The following is a 26,710-nucleotide window of genomic DNA, read 5'->3' on the forward strand; positions in this document are numbered from 1 at the left end:
GACGGGGGATGGCGTTCCTCCGTGTCGGACACCCAGGCAGGGTGTCCGACACGGCGCAGGGGGCAGGGGCTTCTCCGGTGCCGTTACGAGACGGTCCACTGCTGGTTGGTACGGCCGGTGCCACAGGTCCGCTGGACGACCCGGGCGCCGGCGGCGGCCGGGCCGAAGGAGCCGATGGAGAGTCCGGCGGGCAGGCCGGTCGCCGAGAAGGCGAGCGGCCTGCCGGCGCTGTCGGTGGCGCCGAACTGGACCGCGGCGGCCTGGCCGACGGTGCCGGACCGGTCGCCGGGGGTGGTGAGCAGGACCGTCCCGTGGACCGTCCCGGTCGGGGTGAAGGCGAGGGCCTGCTCGGCAGCCGTGCGGCCGTCGCCGACCGTGCTGCCGGTGGTGTCGCTCCAGGAGCGGGCGGGCGTGGTCTCGGTGAGTCGGCCCGCCACTGCGGACATGCCGACCACCAGGCCGCTGTAGCGGTTCACCAACTGGAACCGGCCCTTCCCGGCCTTGCTGGGGAGGATGAACCACTGCTGGCCAACGGTGGCGTGCCCGCCGGCGGCCGAGGTCGCGGTCAGTCCCGCGCCCCAGGCCCGGCCGGCCGTCGAGGCGGAGTCGACGCCCAGCAGCTGCCCGGTGGCGGCGTTGGCGATCCGGTAGGAGCCGTCGCCTTCGGCCAGGAACCTCCAGGACTCGCGGGCGGAGCCGGTGGGCCGGGCCCGGGAGGTGGTGGCGGAGCCGCCGGTGGCCTGGGCGAGGACGCGGCCGTCGCCGCTCTGGACCCGGTACGTCCTGGTCGGGTCGACCGGCGGGGCGGCCGGCGCCGAGGAGCCGATGGCGATGTCGGCGTACTCGCCGTCGGAGCCTGCGCAGGCGATGGAGCAGTACGAGCGGAAGGTCCTGCCGATGACCGTGCCGCCCGTGCGGCTGGCGGTGTCGAGCATCCAGCGGTACCAGGAGCCCGAGGTGTAGCCGCCGCTGTCGCCGATCAGGGTCCACTGCTGGGTGGCGAGGTCCCTGGTGGCGTAGAACTGCTGCGGCGCGGTGCCGGACACCACCTCGGGTTCGCCGATGTACAGGCCCAGGTAGGCGTCGTAGGCGATGTTCATGATGAACAGCGGTGACTTGGACGGGAGTCGGCCGGCCGCGATCTGCTGGTCCACCGAGCCGGTGGTGCTCGGGCGGTAGTCCTTCGCGGGCGGGGTGTACCCGGTCGGCGTGGCCGGGGTGACCGGCACCATGTTGCTCTCCAGGCCGCCCGCGCCGGGCTGCGACCAGGCGCCGTCGTACCACTTCTGCCAGGAGCCGGGCGCCATCTTCGCCGAGATCGGGGCGCGCGCGACGTGGGCCAGGCCGCCGTTGCCGCCGCCCACGCCGGCCTTGGGGACGATCCGGGAGCCGTAGTAGACGTAGAAGTAGCCCGAGGCGGTGTCGACGAACAGGCGGGGGTCGCCGTCGCCGTAGTCGTAGGTCTGGTTGGGGAAGGCGGCGGTGTCCCCCCGGGTGGTGCCGTACGGGGAGGTGATGGCGTGGTCCCTGATGGTCCAGGTCCGGCCCTGGTCGGTGGAGACGGCGTAGTCGATCGCGTCGTAGTGCAGGCCGTCGCCGAAGGGCTGGGGGGTGAACTCGTTGTGCACCAGCCCGTACCAGTCCCCGGTGTCCGGGTCGACCCAGACCCCGACCAGATCGCAGAAGTTCTTCTGGGAATAACCGGAGCCCTGCGGCGCGCTGCTGGACTCCAGGCCGGTGGGGCTGTTGTTGCACCGCCAGGTGGTGTCGTCGTTCCGGTCGTCGGGGTTGGCGGGGTTGACGGCGTCGCTGATCTCGGCCGACCTGGTGGCGCTCTCGAAGTCCGCGCCGGTGTAGAAGTCCCACTGCCGGGGGTCCTTCGCGCCGTACAGCGAGTGCGACTGCTGGAAGTGGAACGTGCCGTCCTTGTCGGTGTAGACGCTCGCCGGGGTGTCGTCCGGGTACGCGTACGAGCCGGTCCTCGTGATCGAGATCGTGTACGTGGCCGCCGCGTGCCCGGCCGCCGCCGGGGTGGCGGCCAGGGTGCCGGTGCCGAGGACGGCCAGCGTTGCGGCGGTGAGGGCGCCGGCCCATCTGGTGCGCAGGGGTGACACGGGTACTCCTCTTCCGTGGCGGGGCGCCGTTGCGCCCCTCGGTGCGGGGGGTGCGGAACGGGAGGGCGGTCGGCGGGCGACGGCGGCTCAGCCGTCCGCCATCCGGAAGTCGTACTGCGGTGGCACGGGCGTGCCGGGGTGGACGGCGCGCCAGAGGGTGTCCAGGGAGACCTCCCCTTCGCGCATGGTGTCGACCCGGATGCCCTCGGCCAGCAGGCGCCGCACCCGGTCGTCGTCGCCGGAGGCGTGCGCCGCCTCCGCCTCGGCCAGCCTGATCCGCCCGTGCGCCCGGTCGGCCGGGGACAGCTCCTCGATCAGCGCGAGCGCCTCGGCGGAACGCTCGGCGCGCCGCAGGGACTCCAGCACCTCGATCGTCAACTCCCTCAGGTCCGGGCGGAGTCGGTGTGCCGAGTGCATGAGGTCGGCGGCCTCCTGCGGGGCCGGGGCGAGGAAGGCGAGCGCCCGCAGCGCCCAGGGCGAGGCCAGCGCGGCGACCGAGCGCTCGAACGCCTCGCGGGCGGACTCCCGCTCCCCGGCCGCCAGGCGCAGCAGCCCGAGCTGGTACAGGGCGTGCCAGTCGGCGGCGCTCCCCTCCAGCAGCAGCCGCCAGTGCGCCCCGGTGACCGGCTCGGCCGGCGGGTCGCAGACCGGCAGCGTGCCGGTCTTGAGGAGCTGCCGCCAGGGTTCCTGGGCGGCGGCCGGCTCGCCGAAGGGCAGCATCGGCGAAGCGGGCAGGGCGCCGGCCTCGACCTCCAGCGCGGCCCAGCCGCCGCCCTCGGCCAGCACCTCCTCGGGCTCGCCGAACCCACCCGCCAGCGCCTGGGCCAGCTCCAGTTCCAGCGGCGGGACCAGCCGGTCCAGCGCCTCGCCGGCGGCCGACCGGGCGGCCTCCCAACTCCCGTGCACAGCCGCGGGATCGGCTTGCAGCAGACCGTACGCCTCGGTCCAGGACCAGGTGGCGCCGGCGGGCAGCGGCAGGTGCTCCAACTGGGTGCGGGCCAGGCCCGCCTGGATCTCCAGGTAGGCGCAGTCCGGGCCGGAGAGCCACTCCTGCCAGTGCCTCCCGCCGGTACCGGTGCCCCAGCAGAACAGCTTGCGGCCGCGCAGCCGCGCGGTGGAGGTCTGGACGAGTCCGGTGCCGGCCCCGTCCAGCGCGGCGATCCAGGGGCGTTCGCCGCCGGGGATGTCGAGGAAGTAGTCGGCGGCGCGCGGCACCCGGCCGGGGTAGCTGCGGTCGGCGCCGTCGACCTGCGGGAAGGGCACCCGCCGCAGATCGCTGACGTAGTCGCAGTGGAAGGCGTGGTCCGCCGGCCCGAGGACGCGCACGCCCCGGTCCTGCGGCACGGCGATGTTGGACCACCAGTAGACCGGGGTCTCGGTCGGCGCGGGGTTGTGCACGGCGATGTGGACGTACAGCACCGGGGAGCCTGCGGGCAGCCAGGTGTCCATCCGCAGCACCAGGCGCCGCAGCCGTTCGAAGGCGTACATCCTCAAGCCCGGGGTGCCGTCCGGCGCGGTCGTCCGGGCGGCGTGCAGCGGCTCGCAGGTGAGCGGCCAGTGGCCGGTGGTGCCGAGGTTCCACTCCACGCCGCCGGCCAGCCAGGCGTCGCGCAGGGCGAGGTTGGCCGGCTGGAGGATCCGGTTGCGGTGCAGCAGCTCCCGTCCGCCGGGCCGGTGCACCAGGGACCACAGCCGCCCGCCCAGCGAGGGCAGGAAGGTCGCGGTGAGGATCTCGTTCTCCAGCACCACGCAGGGGAGTTCACGCTCCGCGCGGACGCGGTCGTAACCGCCCTGCCGGGTGTAGGGCAGCAGCGTGCCGGGCACCCCGTAGGCCAGGTTGCGCCGCATCTCGTCATCGACCCCGACGCCTGCGGCGGTCTGCCGCGGAACGCCGTGCAGGATCGGCAGGGTGCCGCCGACCGGGTCGGGGGTGCCGTCGATGCGGAGCCGGTCGGTGCGCAGTGTCGAGGTCATTTCCCGATCCCAACCGTCATGCCCTGGATGATCCGCGAGCCCGTCCAGGAGAAGAGCGCGATCACCGGGGGCGAGGATGATGCGGACTCAGGCGAACATGGTGCCGCAGTCCGGGCCGTTGAACTGCTGTGCCGCGACGAACGAGGAGAACGCCACCGGGAGCGTGGTCGTCCGCCGGCTGTCCGTCAGGACGAGGACGTGGTGCCGTACGGGATCACGTCGTGGTTGGAGCCGGACGGGTCCTTCGGCAGCATGTCGAAGGACCTGGCCGGGATGCCCCGGGAGCCCGGGACGTTCTCCTCGGGCACCTGCCGCCGGAGCACCGGCGAGAGGTCCGGTGCCTGGCCGGCCGCAGCGGTGGTGCCGTAGACCTTGTCGTCGGACTCGTTCCATGGGTGGTTCCTCTCTCGGAGGAGCGAGATGCCGTGCGGACGTATCGTCAGCCGGGGCCCGAGGACGTGGCGTCGCTGGATTGCTGGGACCTTACGGTCGAGTTGACCGGTAAATCAAGAGGCCTTGCAAAACCCGTTCCGGCTCGCGGTGACCCGGCATCGCCCTGGCGACGAATCATCAAGTCACAGGCGGAATCATGGTTTTGACCAATCTTGACGACCCTTCACCGGTGCCCTACGTTTCACCGGAAGCGAGTTGACCGGTAAAGTCGAAGGATCCAGTCATGGTGACGATGCAGGACGTGGCCGAGCGTGCGGGGGTCACGAAGCAGACCGTCTCCAACGTCGTCCGGGGGCGGGGGGCCGTGAGCCCGGCGACCGCGGCCCGGGTGCGCGCAGCGATCGAGGAGCTGGGGTACACCCCCAACCTGGTGGCACGCTCCCTCGCCACCGGCGCCACCAGGACGGTGGGCCTGTTCGTCCCCACCGTGACGGGTTCCTTCTACGCCGACATCGTCGAGGAGGTCGAGGACGTCCTCGACGAGAACGGCTACCACCTGCTGCTCTGCACCACCCGGCTCGACGGCGAGCGCGCCAAGCGACACCTGGCCGGCCTGACCAGCCGCTCGGTGGACGCACTGCTGATCGCCGGCGACCGGGACCTGATCGACCACCTGCCGCTGCTGGCCGAGGCCGCCTTCCCGGTCGCCCTGTGCGCCTGGGAGACCGACGCCCCCGACCGCTTCCCGGTGGTCACCATCGACTACGAGCGGGCGGGCTTCCTGGCCGGGCGCCACCTGCGCGAACTCGGGCACGAACGCGTCGCCGTGCTCGCCGGCCCCGACCACGCCCCCCGGGTGGCGGGCTTCCGGCGCGCCTTCACCGCCGACGGCCTGACCGTCCCCGGCGACGCCGTCCACATGGCACCCGAGCCCACCCCCGCGGGCGGCTTCGCGGCGGCGACGAGAGCCCTGACGGCAGACCCGACGATCACCGCGCTCTTCGCCACCCACGACGTCCTCGCCCTCGGCGCCCTGGAGGCCGCCCGGGCCGCGGGCCGCTCCGTCCCGCACGACCTGTCGATCGTCGGGCACGACGACACCCCGGAGGTCGGCGTCACCCGGCCGGCACTCACCAGCGTGGCCATCCCCCGAAGGGAGATGGCCCGGGAGGCCGTCGAGCTGCTGCTGCGCGCCCTCACCCGGTCGGGCGGTCCGGCCAACTCTATCCAGCTGCTGCGCCCCGAGCTGGTCGTCCGGGACAGCACCGGCCCCGTCGGCGGACGCTGATCCGCCCCGTCCGGGATCCGCCGCGCCGTTGACGGAATTAGCCCCGGCACGGTGCCCGACGGCCTCTTCGTCCGCCGGCTTCCTACGTCAAGGTGGTTGTCATAGGCTGGCCGGATGAACGAGCGTGTGACCCCCGAGCCCCAGCGGCGGCGTCGGCGCCCCACCAAGCAGGGCATCGTCCTCTCGCAGCAGCTGATCATCGACACCGCGCTGCGGCTGGTCGGCCAGCAGGGCGCCGGCGCGCTCACCGTCCGGCGGCTCGGCATCTCGCTCGGCGCCGACCCCAGTGCCGTCTACCGCTACTTCCGCAGCACCGACGACCTGCTGCTCGCCATCGCCGACGAGCTCATCGGCCGTGCCCAGCAGGGCTGGCAGCCCACCGGCGACTGGCGCGCCGACCTGCGCGCCATCGGCCTGCGCATCCACGCCAACTACCAGGCCCACCCGCAGGCCGCCATGCTCGCCGCCCATCGCACCACCGGCCGCACTCACGAGATCGCCGCCGTCGAGGCCATCCTCGGCATCCTGCGCACCGCCGGCTTCCCCGGCCCCGAGGCCGTCCGCATCTACCACGCCTTCGTGGACCAGAGCCTGGGCTTCGCCGCCCTCGACGCCGCCGCCCTCGCCCTGCCCGCCGCCGCCCGGACCGCGGACCTGCAGGTCTGGCAGGCCTCCTACGCCCGCCTCGACGCCGCCACCCACCCCCACATCACCGCCACCGCCCACCTGCTCGCCACCGACATGCGCCGCAGCGGCTACCCGTACGCCCTCGACCTCCTCCTCGACGCCGCCGAGGCCCGCCTCCGAGCTGCGGGCTGAGCGCGGCGGGACGGCGGGAAGGCCGCCGTCGGCCGGGTCGCCCCCCGCACCGCCGCTGCCATCCGGCCACCTGCGCGTCGTCCCACTCGGCGGCGGACGGCGCGCCCGGGGCGAAGCCTTCGGCGAGCAGGAGGTCGCCGACGCGGAAGGAGATCGCCGTGCTGCGGCGCCGGGTGGCCTGCAGTTCCCCGAGGCAGCGCCCACGCCGACCGGGCCGCCTCCGCACGGAGACGGCCCGGTCGCGGCAGCGCCCGGATCAGTCGGCCGCGTGGACGAGTTCACCCCCGACGTACGTCCGCAGCACACGCGCGTCCGCGATCTCCTCGGCGGGCCCGGTGAGGATGTCGCGGTCCAGCACGACGAGGTCCGCGAGCCGCCCGACCGCGAGCACGCCCGCGTCGTCGTGCCCGTTCACGTACGCCGCACCGGCCGTGTACGCCGCGATGGCGGAGGCGAGGTCGAGGCGCTGCTCGGGGAGGAAGACCCGGCCGTCGACGGCGCCCGGCTCCATCCGGTTGACGGCCACGTGCAGGCCGGCCAGCGGGTCCGGACTGCTCACCGGCCAGTCGCTGCCCGCCGCCAGAGTGGCGCCCGCGCGCTGGAGTGCGCCGAACGGGTACTGCCAAGCGGCGCGCTCGGGGCCGAGGAAGGGGATGGTCAGGTCGTCCATCTGCGGTTCGTGGGCGGCCCAGAGCGGCTGGATGTTGGCGACCGCACCGAGCCTGGCGAAGCGGGTCAGGTCGTCCGGGTGGACCACCTGGAGGTGGGCGAGGTGATGCCGGGTGTCGCGTCGGCCGTTCGCCGTACGGGCGGCCTCGACGGCGTCCAGCGCCTCGCGGACCGCCCGGTCGCCGAGGGCGTGGAAGTGCACCTGGAAGCCGAGCGCGTCCAGTTCGGTGACGTACCCGCGCAGCGCGGCCGGATCGACGAAGCTGAGGCCCGTGTTGGCCGTGGCGCAGCCGCAGCCGTCCAGGTAGGGGCTGGTCATCGCGGCGGTGAAGTTCTCCGCGATGCCGTCCTGCATGACCTTCACCGAGCCGGCCCGGAACCGGCCTTGGCTCAACTCCTCACGCCGCCGCACGAGTTCGGGGATCTGCTCGGCACCCCGGTCGCGCTCCCACCAGAGCGCTCCGGTCACCCGGGCGGTCAGCGCGCCGGAGCGGGCGGCGGCCAGGTAGCTGTCGGAGGGGTCCGGCTGGCCGTTGAACTCGCCGAGCAGCGCGTCCTGCCAGCCGGTGATGCCGAGCGAGTGCAGCAGCCGCTGGGCGCGCAGCAGCCCGTCCAGCCGGTCGGCGGCGGTGACGGGCGGGACCAGCCGGGCGACGAGGGCGGTCGCGCCCTCCTGGAGCATGCCGCTCGGGGTGCCGTCGGGCTCACGCTCGATCCGCCCGTCGGCCGGGTCGGGGGTGTCCCGGGTCAGCCCGGCCAGTTCCAGGGCCCGGGTGTTGGCCCAGGCGCCGTGGTGGTCGCGGTTGGTCAGGTACACCGGCCGGTCGGGGACCGCGGAGTCGAGCAGCTGCCGGGTCGGCAGCCCGCCCTCGAAGCTCTCCATCGACCAGCCGCTGCCGGTGATCCAGACCTGCTCGGGGTTGGCTCCGGCATACGCACGGACCCGCTCCAGGTAGTCGGCGACGCCGACGGTGCCGGTGAGGTCGCAGGAGGCCAACTCGGTTCCGCCGTAGACGGCGTGGACGTGCGCGTCCTGGAAGCCCGGCAGTAGCAGCTTGCCGGTGAGGTCCACGACCTCGGTTCGCGGCCCGATCAGCTCGCGGACCTCGTCGTGCCCGACGGCGCTGATCCGCTCGCCGGTCACGGCCAGGCCGCTCGCCCGGGTGCGGGCGGCGTCGCCGGTGTGGACGGGGCCGTGGGTGAAGACCAGATCGGCCTCGGTCATGGGTGGTGCTCCGTTCTCGGGTTGTGCTGTTGGTGGGTCAGTCGGTCGTGCCGAGGAAGTACGGCGAGCGCCGACGCCAGCGGGCCCAGGCCGCCGACGGCAGTCCGGTGACGACCATCAGCGTCACCACGGTCAACTCGAACCACCCGTTGTCTGCGGACAGTTCGAAGTGGTCGGCGGAGTCGTAGAAGGTCCAGGCCAGGTAGCCGCCGACCGCGAGCAGCGCCGCCGCGCCGAGCAACGGGCCGACCACCGCGCGCAGTCCCTCCACCGGGCTGGTCCGCAGCAGGTGACGGAACCGGACGGCGGCCGCGACGGCGGTCAGCGCGTAGTAGAGGGCGACGACGATGCCGATCGCGTTGACGGCGGCCGAGATCAGGTCGTTGACGGTGGGGATGGCGATCGAGGCCAGCGCCAGAGCCACCGCGATCCCGGTGATCAGCAGCGTGCCGACCGCGGGCGTGACGTGCCGAGGGTGCAGCCGGGTCCAGACCGGGCCGAGCACCCCGTCGCGCCCCATCGCGTACATCCCGCGGGCGGTCGGGATCACCGAGGACTGCAGCGAGGCCACGGCGGAGAACATCAGCGCGATCAACGGCAGTGCGGCCAGCGGCTGGTGAGCGAGCCTGGTGCCGAAGTAGGTGAGCCCGTGCGCGCCGTTGTCGGCCAACTCGTCGAGCGGCAGCACCCGTTGGAAGGCCGTGCCGGCGAGCAGGAACAGCAGCATCATCACCACCAGGGCGAGCATGCCACCCCGGGAGGCGTCCCGCGGGTCGCGGACCTCCTCTCCGACGCTGAACACCGACTCGAAACCCCAGTAGCAGAACACGGCCAGCACCATGCCCTGCGCCACCGCGCCGAAGGAGGGGATGTCGAAGGGGTTGTACCACTGGAGCGAGAACGGCTGGTCACCCGCGAACAGCCCGTACCCGCAGAAGCCGAGCAGCACGGCGTACTCGAACACCAGCAGCGCCTTCTGCAGCCGAGCCGCCAGGTCCAGCCCGCGCACCGCGACCAGCGCGGCACCCACCAGGACCACCAGGCCGAGCAGGGTGCACTGGACGGTCGAGTCCGCGTCGAGCCGAAGGCCCGCGACGGCGCGCACGTGCGCCTGGTCGAGCAGCTGGATGATCGACGAGCCGGTGACGGTCGTGGTGTAGGCCATGAAGACCACGGTGCCGACCGTGTTCACCCAGCCGGTCAGGAACCCCAGCCAGGGGCTGAGCGTGCGACCCACCCAGCGGTAGCTGCTGCCGGCGTCCGGCTCGACGGCGTTCAGCCGCCCGTACCCGCCCGCGATGGCGAGCACGGGGAGGAAGGCCAGCAGCATGATCGCCGGCAGGTGCAGGCCGACGACCCCGGCCATCAGACCCAGACCGATGCCGATGCTGCTGGTGGCGGCCGTACTGGAGGCGGCGATCACCGCTCCGTCCAGCAGGCCGAGGGACTTGCTCATGGTGACGTGGGGGCTGCTCGCGTCCGCTCTCGGACCGGAGCCCGGATCCTTCACCGTCGATGCCAACGGATCACCGCCTTGGCTGTGGGGGTGTGGGGGAAGTGCGAGCCATGAAACCGGCGGCACCGTCACACGTCAATGCCGTTGTCATAAGAGCGCCACCGGGCCCGGCCGCAACCGGGCCCCGAGCAGGAACGCACCGTGGAACCCGGGGGAATCCCGCACCCCTTCGCCGGCCGACCGCGCCGAGGGCCGGTGTCACCGCCGCGAGTCGTCAGCTGTGGCGGCCCCGCACCCTGACCGGTACGAGAGCCGAGGCGATGCCGGTGCCCACGCCGAGCCCGTCACCGTCGGCACCGGCGCGGAACTCGTCGCCATCCCCCGCGCCCGACCGCCCGCACCCGACGGCCTCGGAGTCCTCGTGCGCTCCCCGGACAGCACCGCATGCAGGACGGCGCATCGAGCCGACGAGCGTCGGCACCAGGGCCGACGGTCCGGTCCCGCATCACCCGCGGCGTGCCGGGTGGCGCTGCGGCGACGGAGGGTAGGCGCAGCACGTGAGACGGGACGACGGAGCCCGGCGGGGCCCGGTGCGGTCAGGCGGGAGGCGTGCGAAGGGCGAGGACGGCCATGTCGTCGTGGGCGTCGCTGGGGTGGTGGTCGGCCAGTGCTTGCACGAAGTCCTGCAGTGGCAGGGCGGCATGGGTGGCGGCGAGGGCGGCGAGGCGGTCCAGGCCCGCCTCGACGGAGTGGTGCGGGTGCTCGAAGAGCCCATCGGTGAAGAGGACCACCGTCGCACCCGGGGGCACCGGACGGGTGTGGTCGTGGCGCGGTTGGGCGGTGTCCACGCCGAGGGGGAGATCGGGGTCGGCGTGCAGGTAGTCGGCCCGACCGTCCGGGGTGAGGAGCAGCGGCGGGGGATGGCCCGCGGTACTCCAGCGGAGCACCCATCCGCCGTGTTCCCCGGGTTCGATGCGCGCGAGGCACGCGGTGGTGACGGGGTTGTCGGTGATGGCGTGCAGGGTCCGGTCGAGCTGGAGGAGGACGGCGCTGGGCGGGGTGCGTCGGTCGTAGAGCAGGGCGCGCAGCATGTTGCGGATCTGGGCCATGGCTGCGGCGGCCTGCAGGTCGTGTCCGGCGACGTCGCCGATGACGAGCGCGCAGGCCCGGTCCGGCGCCAGGAGGGCGTCGTACCAGTCGCCGCCGACGTGGCCGGGGGTGGCGGCGGGCCGGTAGACGGCGGCCGCGTCGAACGGATGCAGGTCGGGTAGCCGGGGAAGCAGCAGTCGTTGGAACTGTTCCGCGTCGAGGCGGAACTGCTCGTACAGCCGGGCGTCGTCGATGGCCAGTCCCGCTGCGCCGGCCAACGCGATGATCAGTGCTTCGTCGTGGGCGTCGAAGGGCTGTCCGTCACGGCGTTCGGAGACGTACAGGTCCCCGTAGGTCCTGCCGCGGATGTTGATCGCGGCTCCGAGCAGGGTGCGCATCGGCGGATGGCCTGGCGGGAAGCCGGCCGAGTCCGGGTGTGCGGAGATGTCGTCGACGCGCAGTGGTTCGGGGTGGGCGATCAGGTGCCCCAGCAGGCCGCGGCCGTGCGGAAGCTCCACGTCGGCCAGGTCGGCCATCTCCTCGTCCGACAGCCCGGCCGGGACGAACAGCGCGAGGTACTCGCCTTCCTCGTCGAGGACGCCGAGCGCACCGTAGCGGGCGCCGACCAGGTCCATCGCGGTGGCGACGATCAGGCGCAGCATGACGGGCAGGTCGACGTCCCGGCTGAGGACGGCCTCGTACAGGTCGTTCAGCTGGTCCTGGGCGCGGGCCAGCGACTTGAGCTGCTCGGCGATCTGCTCCAGTTCGACGCCCAGTCGCAGGCGCACCTCGGGTACGTGCGGCTTCGGGGAGTCCCCTCGCTTCTCCGTCATCACCGTCGACCGGTGGCCTCGTGGCCGATCTCGACGCCGCCGGGCCGACGGGGGTCGGCGCCGGTCCCGATGGACGCGCCGTCACATCCCTCCCGCCGTCTCGCGTCGAGGACTCCCGCCGCCGTCTCCGGCAGGCTCGTGCACGACGGGGGCTGTTCACGCTCCGGCAGCGGCGAAGGTACCGACACCCCGGAGGTCCCGGCCTTCGCGGCCGGCTCGCGGGCGAACGCGTACAGCTGCGGTCGTGCGTCCCGCAGGTCGTCGACGGTGCGGACCCGCGAATCCGGCGGCGGGGCCCAGCCGTGGGCGACGGTGCGGTGCCGGCCCGCCCGATCGCCGTCCTGGCAGGATGGCGGCATGGAACGCGTGCTTGGAATCGGCGGATACTTCATGCGGGCTGACGATCCGGCGGCCCTGAACGCCTGGTACCGCGACTGCCTGGGTCTGGACGCCGATGAGAACGGCCTGTGGCGTCAGGGAGCCGGGCCGACGGTGTTCGCGACGTTCGAGTCCGCGACCGACTACTTCGGGTCCCGCGCCCAGCGGACCATGCTCAACTTCCGGGTCCGCGACCTGGATGCGATGCTCGCGCAACTGCGCGCCAAGGGAGCGGACGTGGCCGAGGAGACGCAGGACCTGGAGGGTGTCGGCCGGTTCGGCTGGGTCACCGATCCCGAGGGCAATCGGATCGAGCTGTGGCAGCCCGCCTGACCGCGTGTTCACGCAGGCGGTGACGTGCCGGTGGCCATCGAGGTCGTCGAGGTGTGACTCTCCGTCAGGCCAGTGCGGCCATGTCCCGTGACGCCTTTTGCGGGCTGCCACGGGAGCACCTCGGCCGGCTTTTCGCCGAACTCGCGGCTCCTCCCACGGTGTGGTAACTCGGTTGGTACGAACCACCCGTGGCCCGGAACCGATGCCCTCGTGCCGACGGATCTTCAGGTTATAGTGCGCACGACAATCGGTCTGGACCACCATCCCGCCGCCCGCAGTCACCCGCCGTCACCGAAGCACGTTGTCACCCCGGCGCTCCCCGCGCGCCGCCCCCCGAGAGGTCCGCCGTGGTCGATCCCCGCTTCAGCATCCTGTCCAAGGAGTTCACCGCGGCACCCCACCGGTACTTCGCCTGGCTGAGGGACCACTCACCCCGGAGGCCTTCGCCGTGCCGATGACCACCCTCCTCGACCTCGACGACCACGAGAGGATCGCCTCCGACCAGGACCACTACAGCCTGGCCGCCGTCCTCGCCCAGTCCGGTCTGCCCACCGACTGGACCCCTCCCACCCACTGACCGGCAACCCCGAACTCCCGGCCGGCGGCAGAAGGTTCTGCCGCCGGCCACGCCACGACCGGCGCACCAGGCGCCGGACCCGCGCGAGAAGCACGACCCGCAGGAACGTCGTGTCGATCTCCGCGTTTCGCGAACATCCGTTTCCGTGCGGCGCGGTCCGGCCCGTGCTCACACCCCGTCGAGCTCTGCTGCCTGATCGTGGAGGGCCTGGATGAGCGTCATGACCCGGGGGTGGTCGCGTCGGCGGCTGATCGTGGCGACGCCGATGTGCCGGGTCGGGACCGGCGGCTCGATCGGGACGGTGCGCAGGCCCGGCACCCGGGGGTTCAGTGCGATGGAGGGGATCAGGGAGATTCCCATGCCCGCGGCGACGAGCGAGCGGGCGAAGAAGTAGTCGGTGGTCGTGCCGAGCACCTCCGGGTCGAAGCCGGCCCGCTCGGCGTAACGGCGGAGGTACGCCTCGGTCTTGCGACAGCCGAGCACCCAGGGCTCGGCCCCCAGTTCGGCGAGGTCGAGCGCTTCGCGATCGGCCAGACGATGCCCTTCCGGCAGGACGACGTGCAGCGGGTCCTCCATGAGCGCAGTCCACTCCAGGCCGGAGCCTGGGCCCTGCCGTCCGGGCAGCGGGCCGTCGAAGTGGTAGGCGAGCGCGAGGTCGACGGCGCCCTGACGGACCAGGGGCAGGCTGTCCTCGGGCTCGCCCTCCCTGACATGGAGCACGGTGTCGGGGTGAGCCGCCGTCAGCCGGGCGAGCGCACCGGGGAGCAGCAACCTGCCGCCGGTGGTGAAGGTGGCGATGGTGAGCTGGGTGCGTCCGCTGCCGAGCCGGTCGACCTGCGCCTTGGCGTGTTCGAGCTCGGCGGCGACCGATTCGGCGGCGGCGACCATGATCTGTCCGGCCCGGGTGAGGGTGACGCCACGGGTGCTGCGGGCGACGACCTGGGCGCCGAGGCTGCGTTCCAGAGCGGCAACGTGCTGGGAGACGGCCGAGGGGGTGAGGTGCAGGGCGGTGGCCGCCTGGTTGAAGCTGCCGCGCTCCGCCACCGCCCGCAGGACACGCAGCCGCTGCACATCGATCAACAGTTCACCTTAATGCGTTTCCAGTAAGTCAGTACTTCTGCTGGTGACACTAGGTCTTCAGGATGGGGGCATGCAAAAGATCTGCGTCATCGGCGGAAGCCGGTACTTCGGAAGGCTCCTGGTGAAGCGCCTGCAGGCCGCCGGCCACCAGGTCACCGTGATCAACCGCGGCTCCACCCGGCCGCCCGCCGGGGTCGAGCACCTCGTCGTCGACCGCAACGACGAAGCCGCCCTCGTTGCCGCGCTCGGCACCCGCACCTTCGACGCGGTCGTCGACCAGGTCTGCTACACCCCCGTGCAGGCCGCCACCGCCGCCCGAGCCTTTCGCGGCCGCACCCGGCGCTACGTCATGACCTCCACGATCGAGGTCTACGACCCGGCGACCGCCGCGCTCACCGCCGTGCCGACGGCCACCCCGGTGCCGGAGGAGACCGTGGACCCGTCCACCTGGCCGGTGTCGACGGATCTGCCCTGGCACGACGAGGCGTACCTGGAGGCGCACTACGCCGAAGGCAAGCGCCAGGCGGAGGCCGTCCTCACCCGGGCTGCCGGGTTCGAGTTCGCCTCCGTACGCAGCGCCCACGTACTCGGCGGTGGCGCAAGGGAGTTCACCGGCCGGCTCGCGCACTACGTCGAGCGCATCGCCCGGGGCGAAGAGGTCACCGTGCACGCCGAGGCACTGCCCACGGTCTTCATCCACTACGAGGAACTGGCGGACCTGCTGCTGTGGGCGGCCACAGCAGCCGACTTCACCGGCCCGATCAACGCCTGCTCCGACGGCCTGCTCGACGTACGCGACCTGAGTGCCGTGGTTGCCGCACGGACCGGGCGGCAGCCCGTGTACCGGACCGTCGCCCGGGGCGAGACCGCCTCACCGTTCTCCTTCTGCCGCCACTACGCCATGAGCAACGCCCGCGCCAAGCGTCTGGGCTTCTCCTTCTCCCGCACCACCGACTGGCTGCCCGGCGCCGTCGCCGAAGCCCTCACCGCATCCGCCGTCCGCACCGCCTGAGGAACGGGGTCACCGTGCACCACCGCAGCATCGGAAACACCACCGTCAGTGCCGTCGGCCTGGGCGCCATGCCGCTGTCCATCGAGCACCGCCCGGACGAGGCGCGGGCCATCGCCACCGTCCACGCCGCGCTCGACGCCGGGGTCACGCTCGTCGACACCGCCGACAGCTACCACTGGCACGCCGACGAGGTGGGCCACAACGAGCTCCTCGTCGCCCGCGCCCTGGCCCGCTACGGCGGCGACACCTCCGGCGTCCTGGTCGCCACCAAGGGTGGCCGCGGCCGCCCCGGCGACGGCAGTTGGACCGTCACCGGCCGTCCCGAGCACCTCAAGCGCGCGGCCGAAGCCTCCGCCGAGCGCCTGGGCGTCGAGGCCGTCGGCCTGTACCAGCTGCACAAGCCGGACCCGGCCGTGCCCTGGGCCGACTCCGTCGGCGCACTGCGCGAGCTGCTCGACGCCGGCACGATCCGTGCCGCCGGGATCTCCAACGTGACCACCGCCCAGATCCGCGAGGCGCACGCGATCCTCGGCAACGGGCTCGTCAGCGTGCAGAACCAGTACTCGCCGGCGGTCCGCGACAGCGAGCCCGAGCTGCGGCTGAGCACCGAACTCGGCCTGGCCTTCCTGCCCTGGAGTCCGCTCAGCGGCATCTCCCGCAGCTCCCTCGACGGCCCCTCCGGCCCGACCTCGGCAGGCACCGCCTTCCACCACATCGCCGCCGAGCACGGCGTCAGCCCGCAACGGGTCGCCCTGGCCTGGCTGCTGGCCCGCTCCCCGGTGGTGATCCCGGTGCCGGGAGCCAGCCGCCCGGCCTCCATCCTGGACTCGGCCCAGGCCGTGCAGGTCGAGCTGAGCACGGCGGAGCTGGCGCAGCTCGAGGCTGCGCTGCCGGGCTGAGACGCCCTCAAAGCCGCGCATCCCGACTGGCTGTCCAGCATCCCAGCGGTATGTGATGACACCTCTCCAGAACTTGATCGCGGTGGATTCCCTCCTCGACCGTCGGTCAGGGGCTTGGCGAGGTGAGGGACTCGAGGTCAGCAACTGTGCTGGTCCGGCTGCGCCGACCGATCTGGACGAGCTTCCACCCGGCTCCGGCGAGGCTGACCTTGAGCCCTTCGACCTCGCCGAGCCAGCCCTCTCGTGCGGCTTCGGCGATCCGGTCGAGCAGGTTGTCGCGGACAGCCACGCCGCCACCGACCTGGGCATCGATCTCGGCACCGTGCGTCGCGACCCCAGCGCCAGAGGCTTCACCGTCCGGCTCCGCCGCTGAGTCGTGACGCGGGTAACGCACCGCGCGCCGTTCGTCCCCGAAGGCGCGGTGCCGGGTGCGTACAGTCACCGGGGGCGCACGAATCGGCGGCCGACGGCCACCATGCGCCACCGCTGTCACCCGGTGCGCATCACCCGGGAGCGAGGAACTCAGCGATTGTGGCCCGGCCCGGGTCGTCGGGTGGGGCGGCCGCGAGCCAGGCCTGCGCATGGTCGGCGGCGGCACGCGCCTGCGCGGCGGAGAGGTCGGGTTTGCGGAACAGCGTCCGCAGGACGGTGGGCGCGGCAGCGGACGAACGGTGATCGGCCAGCCAGGCCAGCGCGGCCGCCACCGCCGGACCCGACCGGGGGTCGGCCAGCAGGACGTTGACCACCGGCCGGTTCGTCTTGGTGGGAGCCTCGTCGAAGCGGCGCAACGCGTGTTCGGTGAGACGCTGGATCTGGCCGTCGGTGGTCTCCGGGCGGAAGAGGATCGCGTCCAGGACCTCGAGTGCGGGCCGTTCGAACCGGGCGGTGATGCTGGCCACGGCGGCCTCGATCAACTGGTCCGGCTGATCGGCCGCAGTGGCGGGCCTGTCGAGGTACCGGCGCAGGATCAGGAGCGTCACCGGTTGCTTGACCCGGGCCGCCCGGGCCGGCTGGGCACGGGTGAGCTCGCCGTCCGGGAAGAACAGGCGCAGGACAGTGGGAGCCTGCGACGAGTCGAGGTGCCGTTCCAGCCAGCTGAGCACACCATCCACGGCGGGGCCGGCCGGCAGGGCGGCGATGATCGCCCGGTTGGCCTTGGTCGGTGCCTTCTCGTAGCAGTGGAGCAGGTGTTCGGTCACACGCTGGATCCGCTGGTCGGTGATCCCAGGGCGGCGGAGGAACCAGCGCAGGCTGTGTGCCGTGTCTGCGGACAGGCCGTCGTCCATCAGTAAGGCCTCGATCAGCGCCTCCGAAGAGCTGTGCGTCGCCAGGAGGGTACGGACGGCCGAGGCTGGTTCACCCGTTTCCTGGCCGTCCAGCCAGGTGCTGGCGGCCGCGACGGCCCGGGCTCTGGCAGCACCGGCCAGCCCGGTGCAGGCGAGCAACGCCTGGAGCACGGTGCCGGTTTCGGCGGGGCGGTGGTCGCCCGCCAGCCATTCCCAGACCTCGGCCAGGATCCGGTCCGTCAGCTCCGGGGTCCGCACCTCGCTGATCAGCAGGGCGCTGAGCACCAGGTGTCCGGCTTGTGCCCGCGGGTTGGCCCGTTGCCAGCGCAGCGCGAAGTTCACCACCCAGTCCGCGTGATCCGGCGTGATCCGACCTCGGGCGAGCAGTGCGGTCAGGACGGACTGGGTCGCCGGTGCGTGCTCGTGGTGCTTCAGCCAGCGACCGGCCAGGTGGGCGATCAGCCGCTCCTGCTCGGCCTCCCAGCGCCGGGCGAGCAGGGTGCGCAGGAGTGGGCCCGTGCCCGGACGCGTCAGGGACTGGGTGGCGAGGTCGAGGGAGAGTTCGAGTGCGTCCGTGGCCAGCCGGCCGTCCGGCGTCCGGGCCAGGACCAACCGCAGTAGCCGGACGGCTTCGCCGTGGCGGGTGGGGGTGACCACCTGCCGGCGGTCGAGCTGGGTCCGCAGCCAGTGCAGCGTGGCGTTCGCCGCCGCCCGGGCGTGGTCATCGGGGAGGTCCGGCTGGGCCAGCAGCGTCGACAGGACGAGCCGGAGCGCGGGGTCCTGCGGATGCTGCCGGATCCAGTCGAGGGCCGAGGCGCTGTACCGCGCCCGCCGCTCGGCGTCGAGCTCGTCACGCTTCAGCAACACCTCGAAGACCACGCTCGCCGCGACGGGGTCGGGGCAGCTGTCCAGCCAGACCAGAACGGGCGCCAGCGCCTCCGCGGAGCGCTCGCTGTCGAGCAGCGTCTTCAGGTCCGCCCCCGCCTGCGGATCCCGGCGGCCGACCTCCAGCCGTCGCAGCGCCAGGTCCGTGAGGGCGCGCAGCTGCTGCGGTGTGACCTCGGACCGGTGCAGCACCGCGCGCAGCAGGTGGCGCGACCCTCCGGTGTCCCCGTGGTCGGCCAGCCAGGCCAGTGCGGCAGCCACGGTGCGTTGGGCCTGCTCCACGCCGAGGCTCTCCTGCTGCACCAGCGGACGCAGGACGTGTGAGGCACCGGGATCGCTCCCGTGCTCGTCCAGCCAGGCCAGCGCGTGATCCGTCACCGCACGAAACTGCGCCGAGCCGGACCGGCCGGATGCCAGCAGCGGGCGGAGCAGGTGGGACGCGTCCGGTTCGGTGCCGTGATCGCCCAACCAGGCCAACGCCGCGTCCACCGCTACGCGGTGGTGCTCTGCGCCGGTGCCGTCGTGGTCCAGCAGCGCGCGGATCAGCCGAGGATCGTCCGGGTACTCCCCGAGCAGACCGGCCGCGTGGCCGATCAACACCTGTGACCGGTCGTCCGCGAGCTCCTCGTGGCTCAACAGCAGCGGCAACATGATCCGTGCAGAGGCCTGCGGCAGCCGCTCCTCCGACCAGGCCAGCGTCCTGCGCAGGGTAGAGGCCGTCCGTTCGCCCTGCCACCGGTCGGTACCGAACAGCGCGGCCAGCAGCGCCGTCGCGAAGGCCGGCTCCGGCAGGCTGTTGGTGCGCAGCCACACCATGATCCGCCCGTCGACGGCGATGGACTGCTCCTCGGTCAGATCGGGCCGCCCGACCAGGGCCAGCAGCAGTTGGTACGCGTGGACCGAGCGGCCGTGCTCCGCCAACCAGGCCAGGGCGCCGTCGATCAGCACGTCCCCGAGCTCGGGGTGGCCCTGACGCAGGATCACTCGGAGTGCCGGGGCAGCCGCCTGGGGCTCCTTTGCCGCCTTGGCCGCCACCCACCGGGCAGCGTGCTCTCGTGTGCCCTCCGGCCACTGCGGGTCCTGGATCAGGTGGTTGAGGATCGCGTCGTACCCCGGGCCGTCCGCGGAATTCGTGGACAGCCAAGCGTCGGCGGCGCCGCGTACGCGCTGCCGCTCCTGGGCGGTCAGGCCGGGCTGCGCCAGCATCGTCGCGATCAGGAACCCCGCCGGGCTGCCGTCCGGCCGCTCCGCCAGCCGACGCAGGGCGCGGCCGATCACCGTGCGCTGCTCCAGGTCGGTGAGATCGCGCCGGGCGAGCAGGGCGGGCAGTAGCCGTTGCCCAGCGTCCGTGTCGGGCCAGGTGAGGGCGCGTCCGACAGCGGCACGGACGACCTCCGGGTCCAGCGGCGTACGACGCAGCAGATCGACCAGCAGGTACCGGGCAGCCGTGGTGCCCTCCCGGCCGGTGATCCATTGCAAGATGGCGGTGGCGACCTCGGGAACCCTCCGCTGGGGGAGGTTGCTCGTGCCGATCAGCCGGTGCAGCAGAAAGCGGGCCTCGTGGTCGGTGCCATGCACGGCGAGCCACTCCAGGGCGAGCCCGATCAGGTGCTCGGTCTCGCCAGCGGTCAGATCGCGGCGTTGCAGCAGAGGCTGGAACACGAAGCTGGCCTCGGGCTGCGTGCAGTGGTCGGCCAGCCAGGCCAAGGTCCGCCCGACGGCCGGCCGCAGCTCGGGTGCCCAGAACCCGCAGCTGCGGACCAGGGCGGACAGCAGAAAGCTGGCCGCCGCCGACTCTGGCCCGTCGATCGAGGCCAGCGCCAGCTGCACCACCGACGCCCGCTGCTGCGGCGGCAGTTGGCGGCGCAGCAGCGCCGTGAGCAGGAAACTCGTGTGCTCCCGGCGCTGGTGGAGACCGACCCACTCGGTGGCGTACCCGACCAGCCTGCGGCACTGCTCGGGAGCCAGGAAGGAGTAGCTGAGCAGCGCCGACATGACGTAGTCGGCGTCCGGGCGCCGCCGGTGGTCGTCCAGCCAGCCCAGAGCCTCGGCGACGATCCGCCCGGCTGCGGCTGGCGGACTGGCCGTCAGAGCGCCGGTGAGGAAGACCCGTCCGGCCCGCTCGGTCGCGGCGCCACCGAACCACGGGCTGACCACGACGTTCCAGCGCGCGCCGACCGCACCGGACCAGGGCGCGCCGCTGAGCAGCGTGAGCAGTGCGTGCGCGCCCTCCTCGCCTGCCGTGGCGAGGAGTTCGCCGACTCCGGCCGCGTGCTCGGCCAGCCAGCCGTCGCAGAAGCCGGTCAGCAGATCACTGCCGGTGCTGTTCAGCTCCAGGTCCGCGGCCAGCCGGCGCAGGTGGGCCGCGAACCGGCCGAGGGCGGTGGCCGAACGCCGGGCGACGGCGAACAGGCAGCGGGCCGCGCCCTCGTGGACGGTCAGCGACGGCTGCGGCAGCAGCACCGCGTGCAGCAGGGTGTCCGCCACCACATCGTGCAGTGGCTCAAGTTGCCCGTCGGCCTCCTGGAGCCAGCCGAGGGAGAGCAGCGTGCCGAGGATCACCGCGGGGGTCCAGCGGTCGCCATCGGGGCGCAGGGCCAGCAGTGAGGCGACCGCGGTCTCGACGGCGGTACGCGGCTGCGGGCAGGCGGCGATCGCCGCCGCGCAGGCCAGCTGGACGGTGTCCGGCTCCGCCATCGCGAACGGGCTGTGCGGATCCTCGGGCCGCCCGGGCAGCAGCCCGTCCTCGCGCAGGCGCAGGTCCAACCAGGGCAGGAGTTCACCGCTGCGCAGCCGAGGCAGCTCCAGGGCGGCGGCGGTGTCCAGTCGCTGCTCGATGCCCAGCGCGATCAGCAGCGCGACGGCGGGGCGTGGTCCGCAGGCCTCGGCCAGAGCCGGCGCACCCCAGCGCTTCTCGGCCTCCGGCGCGACCTCGGCGAGGATGCGTCCGACCACCTCCGCCTGGTAGGCCGGATCGGCCCGGACTGGCACCTCGCGGAACAGGTCGAGGGCATGGCGATGGTGGACAGCGGCCCGGCCACCTGGCCTGATCGAGCCCAGGAAGGCCAGCGTGATCCCCTGCCGCGCGGCCTCCGGCTTCAGCTCGGCCGCGACCTTGCGCAGATCGAGCTGCGTGTAGGTGTCCAGGTAGTCCAGGACGAACAGCACCTGCCGGTGCCCTCGGCCCAGCACGGCCCGGGCCAGCTCCTCGACGGTGATCGAGCTGTCCGGCCGTACGTGCAGCACGTGCCAGCCGGACCGCACGGCGAGTGCAGCCACCTCGAAGGCGGTACGGGTCTTGCCCGTACCGGCCGCACCGACCAGCAGGACATCCGGGGTGTCGAGGTCGGCCAGGTCGGCCAGCAACCGGGCCGGCTCGCCCGCGTGCTCCGGTCCAGGGCTCACGTAGGAGAGCCGCTGGTCCAACAGGAAGGAACGGCTCGGTCGGGCCGTGAGTCGTCCCAGCACCTCCTGGTGCGGCAGGATGCTGCTCAGCAGCGGCACCCCCGCATGCCCCGGCAACGGGACGGCGACCGGCTCGGGGTCGACCTGATGACGCCTCAATTGCCGTAGGAACGCAGGATCGTCCAGGTCGCAGACATCGATCGCGGAGACGCTCTGCCGGCCCCCGGGCAGGTGGTGGCTGCTGAACACACCCGCGAGCAGCCCGCCCTCGGCAGTCACGATGCCCGCGCCCGAGTACCCGGCCCAAGGCGAGCGGGGCCTCCCGTCCGCCCCTCGTCCCGGGGTCTCCGGTTCGGGACTGGTGATAGCCAGCTCCAGTCGGTGGCCCTCCCGATCGGAGCCGAGCTGGATGGTGCCGTCGACCTGCCGGCTGCCCACCCGGCCGTCCTCGACGGCGAACCTGGGAAACCCCACGGCGTGGAACCCGACTCCGCCGAGTCCCACGGGCATCCGGGCGAAGCGGACCGGCGGCAGGCCGTCCGGGTCGGCGTCGAGCACGAGCAGCGCCAGATCCCTGTCCGGGTGCAGCAGGACGTGCTGCACCTGCACGGGTGCCGGCCGCTCGGCCGCACCCGGCTGGGCACGCGACCGGACCTCGTACGACCCCGGCTCGTGGACTGCATGCCGCGCCGTGATCGCCAGGTCGCCGGTCAGCAGGAAGCCGGTGGCGACGAAGTACCGCTCCCCGGGCTCCGGCCCGCGGCCGACGATCTGCACCACCCGGTCGCGCTCGACCCACATGCGCAGCGCCCCGCACTCAGTCGTTCAACCGCAGCCGATCCGGGTTGGCGGTGAGCACCCGGCCGCCGTCGGCCGTTTCCGCCTTCAACTGCAGCTTGACGGTGTGCGAGGCACCGGTGCTGCCCGCGGCCTTGGCACCGGCTGTGAGGACCCAGAACTTGACCCCACCGCTGGCCTCCGCCGAGGCCGAGAGGGTCACCTGCATTTCGAGGTCGACCGACTCCACCGCCAGTCGTACGGGCTTCCCCTCGCCGTCCGCCATCGCCTCGGCCAGCTCCTGCCGCAGCGCCCGTAGCGCGTCCGCGAGCCCGATCTCCACTGTTGCCCCCATCTTCCCGACTGCTCCCCACAGCAATCTCGTGCAGCACAGTCTCCACGATGTGATGAGGCATCAGCAAGGATCGGTTACGGGCGGTTCGCCGGCACCGCTCGGCGCGGTTCCGACATGTGGGAACGTTCAGGACACAGCGACGGTCCTTGACATCCGAACCATGGGCGGCGAGGACCGCCGCTGCGTTCAGTGAAGGTGTGTCGGTATCGGTGAGGCGGCCGCCTGCTCATGCCACCCGCGCCGCCCGGATCACCGACGCGTCCCCCCGAAGCGAGGGGCCGACCGGGCGCCACGGTCCTCCGCACCCGTGCCCGCCGCTATCAACGCCCCACCGGGCGCACCGGGGCCGAAGCCGGCTTGCGCCCCACGACGCCCCGGACACCATCCCCCTGCCCGCAGCCCGGACCGCGCGCCGGCAAGCCGTCGCCGGGATCCTCCACGGGCACCCGCATGCGGCGGCCCGGGCAGGGCGACCTAGGCCTGCGGCAAGGGCAAGGGCAAGGCGGGGAAGCGTTTTTGACTGACCGTCAAAGACTCATCGACCTGGCGCGGCGCACCACGTCCTGGGCCCGCTGCTGCCCGGCAAGGTCACCGATATCGGCGAAGAGGCCCACGGCCCGGCCGGCGAGTGCATCCGCCTCCGTGGGCCGTCCGGCGTCCAGGTGTGCGACGGCACAGGCCAGCAGGGTGGCGGCGTGCTGGCTCCGCAGGCCGTGGGTGTCGCACAGGGCGAGGGCCTCGCCGTACCGCGCCACGGCGTCGTCGTGCCGGCCGAGGCCGTGCAGCGCCAGGCCGAGGGCGCGCAGCGCGAGCGTGGTGGGGAGGTGGCAGGCGGTGGCGCGGAAGTGGGCGAGCGCGGCCTGTCCCTCCTTCAGTGCCTCGGCGTGGTCGTTCCGCGAGAGGTGGGCCTGGGCCAGACCCAGGGCGCACTGTGCCTCGAAGCTGGTTTCGCCGGCCTCGTGCGCGAGCGTGCGGGCCTGCTCGAAGTGGACGACCGCCTCGTCCACCGACGCGGGGTCCAGCGCGGCCACCGCGCCCATCGTGTAGCGCAGCCGGTGCGGGAAGACGCCGTCGTTCCGGTGCTCCCCGGTCCGCCAGGCGCGCAGTGCCGCCTCGCGGGCCTCCGCGTGGTTTCCGGTGTGCGCGTACGCGACGGCGAGCACCACGCCGGCGTTGACGGCCACCTCCGGGCTCGCCGCCTGCTCCGCGATCCGGAGCAGGGCCTGGCCGATCGGCAGCACCAGGCGCCACGGCATGCACAGGTCCGTAAACGGGACCATGGCGGTCAGCGTGGCGGTGATCACGCGCGCGTCGTCGAGGCCCGCCGGGCGGGTGGGGTGCTGCAGGATCTGGGTCGCCAGCCCGATCATCCCGGCCAGCTCCTCGATCACCCAGCGTTGGGCCTCGGCCGGGCTGGTGAACTGCGGGCCGTCCGCGAGCCCGGGGTTCAGGGCGCCGGCGAGCCTGGTGTAGGGGCGCTCGCTGCGCAGGGCGGCGCTGGTCCCGGCGAGGTGGCAGCGTGCCAGCCGGCTGAGGGCCGCCTGCCGCTCCTGGGGCGGGTCGGCCTCCAGGGTCCGGTGGCGGGCGAAGAGCCGGACCAGGTCGTGATAGCGGTACCGGCCCGGGTCGCCGGGTTCCAGCAGCCCGGCGTCGGCCAGCGACTCCAGGACCTCCTCCGCCTCGACGTCGCTGCAGTCCAGCACGGCGGCAGCGGTACCGGGCGACAGGTCGGGCGTCTCGGGGATGGCGAGCAGCCGGAAGGCCCAGGCCTGCGCCGGGTCGAGAGCGGCGTAGCCGAGCTGGAAGGCCGCGTCCACCGCGAGGCTGCCCGTCTCCAGTTCGGAGAGTCTCCGGGGCCGGTTCGCCAGCCGGTCGGTCAGCGAGGCGACCGTCCACCGGGGTCGGGCGGCCAGCCGGGAGGCGGCGATCCGCACCGCGAGCGGCAGCAGGCCGCAGGTGCGCACCAGGGCCCGGGCGGCCTCCGGTTCGCGGGTCAGCCGGGCGGTGCCCGTGATCCGTCGCAGCAGGTCCAGCGCCTCCCGTTCGGTGAACGGCTCGAGAGCGGTGCGGCTGGTGACCGGGAGGCAGGTCAGCGACGCCCGGCTGGTGACCAGCACCGCGCACTCCGCGGTGCCCGGGAGCAACGGCTCCACCTGCTCGGTGTCGGCCGCGTTGTCCAGCAGGATCAGCAGCCGGCGGCCCGCCAGCCTGGTCCGGTACAGCGCGGTGCGCTCCGGCGGACTGGTCGGGATGTTCTCGGACGGCACGCCGAGGGCCCGCAGGAACAGGCCCTGGACGAGGTACGGGTCGGCCGGCTTGGCGCTCGCCCCGCGCAGGTCCGCGTAGAGCTGCCCCTCGGGGAAGGAGCCTCGGGAGCGGTGCGCGGCGTGCACGGCCAGCGTGGTCTTGCCCACCCCGCCCATGCCGTGGACGACGCAGACGGCGGCGGCCGTGCCGATACCGTGCGCCGGACGGGCCAGCGCCTCGTCCAGCTCCGCGATCGTCTCGGTGCGCCCGGTGAAGTCGGGTACGTCCAGGGGGAGTTGGGCCGGTGGCAGCCAGGCCGTGACCGACGGTGCGGCGGGCGCCGACGGCTCGGCGCCCGGTGCCGCCAGCTCGGGGTCGGTGCGCAGGACGCGCTGGTGCAGCCGTACCAGCTCCGGGCCCGGGTCGAGCCCGAGTTCCTCGGTGAGGGTGCGTCTGGTGCGGTCGTACGCGGCCAGCGCGTCGGCCTGGCGTCCGGAGCGGTACAGGGCGAGCATCTGGAGCGCTCGCAGGCCTTCGCGCATCGGGTGCTCGTCGGCGAGCGCAGTCAGCTCCGCGACGGCCCGGGCGTGGCGGCCGAGTTCGAGTTCCAGGCCGAGCCAGGTCTCCAGCAGGGCCAGGCGCCGCTCCGCCAGCCGCTCGCGCTGCCGCTCGGCGTACTCCCCGGGCACACCCGTCAGTGGAACGCCCGCCCAGAGGGCGAGCGCCTGGTCCAGCAGCCGGGCGGCCTCGGGCCGGTCGCCGGTCCTGGCGGCGTGCTCGGCCTCGGCGGCCAGCCGTTCGGCGCGGGCCGCGTCCAGCGCGTCCTCGTCCAGCCGCAGCGTGTAGCCGCCGGCCACCGAGACCAGCAGCCGGGGCGCGCGGGGTTCGGTCTCCAGCGCGCCCCGCAGGCGTGAGATGTGGTTGCGCAGGGCCACCGCCGAGCTGGCGGGCGGATTCCAGCCCCAGATCCCCTGCGACAGCTCCTCCACCGAGACCACCCGGCCGCTGCGGAGCGCGAGGGCGGCCAGGACCGCGCGCTGCTGGGCCGAGCCGGTGTCCAGCTCACTGCCGGCGCGCCAAGCCCGCAGCGGGCCCAGCACCTCGACCTTCAGTCCGTCCACCTGTCTGCGCTCCCCCGTGCCTGTCATCCGAGTTCCCTCACACGGCCGTGATCGTGCCCGCGGTGTCCACCGGCGGTCGGTGTGCGCCCGCCTGGCGGCGTCCCCACACGGCGCGGACGCCGCCCTCCGAAGGGCGGGTCGGACGGCGGTGGGATGCGGCGCGGCGGATCGGCCATGGCTGGCGCGCTGTCACGGGCGCACCGTTCGCACGCGTCCCGTTCACATCCGCCGCCACGCCGCCGTGTCGCCGGTGATCGGCGTCCGGTGGCGGCGGCACGCAATCGTACGACGAACGGGCCGGAGGTCCGGTCGTCCGCGCCTGGTGTGTCGTCCACCGTCCGCATGGTGGACAGGTCGGCCTCCCGGCGGAGCGTGCCCGCCCGTCGACGCGGGTGCCGCTGCCGGCGGCGACGGCCACGGCACCACCGGACCCGAGCCACCGCGAGGGCGCACCCGCTCCCGGGCGCCAAAGGACCGCCACCGAGGCGTTCTTGG

17 protein-coding genes are annotated in these 26,710 nt (G+C 73.3%); 6 read left to right on the top strand and 11 right to left on the bottom strand.

The window, feature by feature from the left end; all coding sequences use genetic code 11:
- Nucleotides 1-83: 83 nt before the first annotated feature.
- The 3 genes from ACFC1R_RS30975 to ACFC1R_RS30985 form a co-directional block, all read right to left on the bottom strand.
- Nucleotides 84-2,114 carry an RICIN domain-containing protein gene (locus ACFC1R_RS30975; protein WP_375944251.1) on the bottom strand — a complete coding sequence of 677 codons (2,031 nt, stop codon included), beginning with the start codon at nucleotides 2,112-2,114 and terminating at the stop codon, nucleotides 84-86.
- Nucleotides 2,115-2,201: 87 nt separating this feature from the next.
- On the bottom strand, nucleotides 2,202-4,088 hold the full coding sequence (locus ACFC1R_RS30980; RefSeq protein WP_375944253.1) for a DUF5107 domain-containing protein: 1,887 nt from the start codon (nucleotides 4,086-4,088) through the stop codon (nucleotides 2,202-2,204).
- A gap of 185 nt (nucleotides 4,089-4,273) precedes the next feature.
- Nucleotides 4,274-4,411, bottom strand: coding sequence for a hypothetical protein (locus tag ACFC1R_RS30985; protein ID WP_375944255.1), 138 nt, complete (start codon nucleotides 4,409-4,411; stop codon nucleotides 4,274-4,276).
- A gap of 353 nt (nucleotides 4,412-4,764) precedes the next feature.
- On the opposite strand from ACFC1R_RS30985, the gene ACFC1R_RS30990 reads away from it, so the two are divergent.
- Nucleotides 4,765-5,769: a LacI family DNA-binding transcriptional regulator gene (locus ACFC1R_RS30990; RefSeq protein WP_375944257.1), complete on the top strand. Its 1,005-nt coding sequence runs from the start codon at nucleotides 4,765-4,767 to the stop codon at nucleotides 5,767-5,769.
- Between the two features lie 114 nt (nucleotides 5,770-5,883).
- Complete coding sequence (locus ACFC1R_RS30995; protein WP_375944259.1) at nucleotides 5,884-6,588, top strand: TetR/AcrR family transcriptional regulator; 705 nt, start codon at nucleotides 5,884-5,886, stop codon at nucleotides 6,586-6,588.
- 256 nt (nucleotides 6,589-6,844) lie between these two features.
- Here the strand turns inward: ACFC1R_RS30995 and ACFC1R_RS31000 are convergent, their stop codons facing one another.
- The 3 genes from ACFC1R_RS31000 to ACFC1R_RS31010 all read right to left on the bottom strand — a co-directional run bounded on the left by ACFC1R_RS31000 (nucleotide 6,845) and on the right by ACFC1R_RS31010 (nucleotide 11,860).
- On the bottom strand, nucleotides 6,845-8,482 hold the full coding sequence (locus ACFC1R_RS31000; RefSeq protein ID WP_375944261.1) for an amidohydrolase: 1,638 nt from the start codon (nucleotides 8,480-8,482) through the stop codon (nucleotides 6,845-6,847).
- 37 nt (nucleotides 8,483-8,519) lie between these two features.
- Nucleotides 8,520-9,938: an APC family permease gene (locus tag ACFC1R_RS31005; RefSeq protein ID WP_375944263.1), complete on the bottom strand. Its 1,419-nt coding sequence runs from the start codon at nucleotides 9,936-9,938 to the stop codon at nucleotides 8,520-8,522.
- 596 nt (nucleotides 9,939-10,534) lie between these two features.
- The gene (locus ACFC1R_RS31010; protein ID WP_375944265.1) at nucleotides 10,535-11,860 is read right to left on the bottom strand and encodes a PP2C family protein-serine/threonine phosphatase; all 1,326 of its coding nucleotides are present in this window, start codon (nucleotides 11,858-11,860) and stop codon (nucleotides 10,535-10,537) included.
- A 357-nt stretch (nucleotides 11,861-12,217) separates the two neighbouring features.
- On the opposite strand from ACFC1R_RS31010, the gene ACFC1R_RS31015 reads away from it, so the two are divergent.
- Entirely contained in the window at nucleotides 12,218-12,571 is a 354-nt protein-coding gene (locus ACFC1R_RS31015; protein ID WP_375944267.1) for a VOC family protein, read from the top strand.
- A gap of 454 nt (nucleotides 12,572-13,025) precedes the next feature.
- The gene (locus ACFC1R_RS31020) at nucleotides 13,026-13,148 is read left to right on the top strand and encodes a hypothetical protein (protein WP_375944269.1); all 123 of its coding nucleotides are present in this window, start codon (nucleotides 13,026-13,028) and stop codon (nucleotides 13,146-13,148) included.
- A 168-nt stretch (nucleotides 13,149-13,316) separates the two neighbouring features.
- On the opposite strand, the gene ACFC1R_RS31025 is transcribed toward ACFC1R_RS31020, so the two are convergent.
- Nucleotides 13,317-14,228 carry a LysR family transcriptional regulator gene (locus ACFC1R_RS31025; RefSeq protein ID WP_375944271.1) on the bottom strand — a complete coding sequence of 304 codons (912 nt, stop codon included), beginning with the start codon at nucleotides 14,226-14,228 and terminating at the stop codon, nucleotides 13,317-13,319.
- Nucleotides 14,229-14,298: 70 nt separating this feature from the next.
- Here ACFC1R_RS31025 and ACFC1R_RS31030 point away from each other — a divergent pair, with 70 nt between their 5' ends.
- Together ACFC1R_RS31030 and ACFC1R_RS31035 are read left to right on the top strand one after the other, a co-directional pair.
- Complete coding sequence (locus ACFC1R_RS31030) at nucleotides 14,299-15,240, top strand: NAD-dependent epimerase/dehydratase family protein (protein WP_375944273.1); 942 nt, start codon at nucleotides 14,299-14,301, stop codon at nucleotides 15,238-15,240.
- A 14-nt stretch (nucleotides 15,241-15,254) separates the two neighbouring features.
- Nucleotides 15,255-16,139 carry an aldo/keto reductase gene (locus ACFC1R_RS31035; RefSeq protein ID WP_375944275.1) on the top strand — a complete coding sequence of 295 codons (885 nt, stop codon included), beginning with the start codon at nucleotides 15,255-15,257 and terminating at the stop codon, nucleotides 16,137-16,139.
- Nucleotides 16,140-16,245: 106 nt separating this feature from the next.
- Here ACFC1R_RS31035 and ACFC1R_RS31040 read toward each other — a convergent pair whose 3' ends face one another.
- The 4 genes from ACFC1R_RS31040 to ACFC1R_RS31055 all read right to left on the bottom strand — a co-directional run bounded on the left by ACFC1R_RS31040 (nucleotide 16,246) and on the right by ACFC1R_RS31055 (nucleotide 26,242).
- Nucleotides 16,246-16,581 carry a hypothetical protein gene (locus ACFC1R_RS31040; protein WP_375944277.1) on the bottom strand — a complete coding sequence of 112 codons (336 nt, stop codon included), beginning with the start codon at nucleotides 16,579-16,581 and terminating at the stop codon, nucleotides 16,246-16,248.
- A 61-nt stretch (nucleotides 16,582-16,642) separates the two neighbouring features.
- Nucleotides 16,643-22,516 carry a trypsin-like peptidase domain-containing protein gene (locus tag ACFC1R_RS31045; RefSeq protein ID WP_375944279.1) on the bottom strand — a complete coding sequence of 1,958 codons (5,874 nt, stop codon included), beginning with the start codon at nucleotides 22,514-22,516 and terminating at the stop codon, nucleotides 16,643-16,645.
- Nucleotides 22,517-22,532: 16 nt separating this feature from the next.
- A complete protein-coding gene (locus tag ACFC1R_RS31050; RefSeq protein ID WP_375944281.1) occupies nucleotides 22,533-22,847 on the bottom strand; it encodes a trypco2 family protein in 315 nt (104 codons plus the stop codon).
- Nucleotides 22,848-23,374: 527 nt separating this feature from the next.
- Nucleotides 23,375-26,242: a BTAD domain-containing putative transcriptional regulator gene (locus ACFC1R_RS31055; RefSeq protein WP_375944283.1), complete on the bottom strand. Its 2,868-nt coding sequence runs from the start codon at nucleotides 26,240-26,242 to the stop codon at nucleotides 23,375-23,377.
- Between the last annotated feature and the right edge of the window lie 468 nt (nucleotides 26,243-26,710).

Source organism: Kitasatospora sp. NPDC056138 (genome assembly GCF_042264695.1).
GTDB lineage: Bacteria > Actinomycetota > Actinomycetes > Streptomycetales > Streptomycetaceae > Kitasatospora.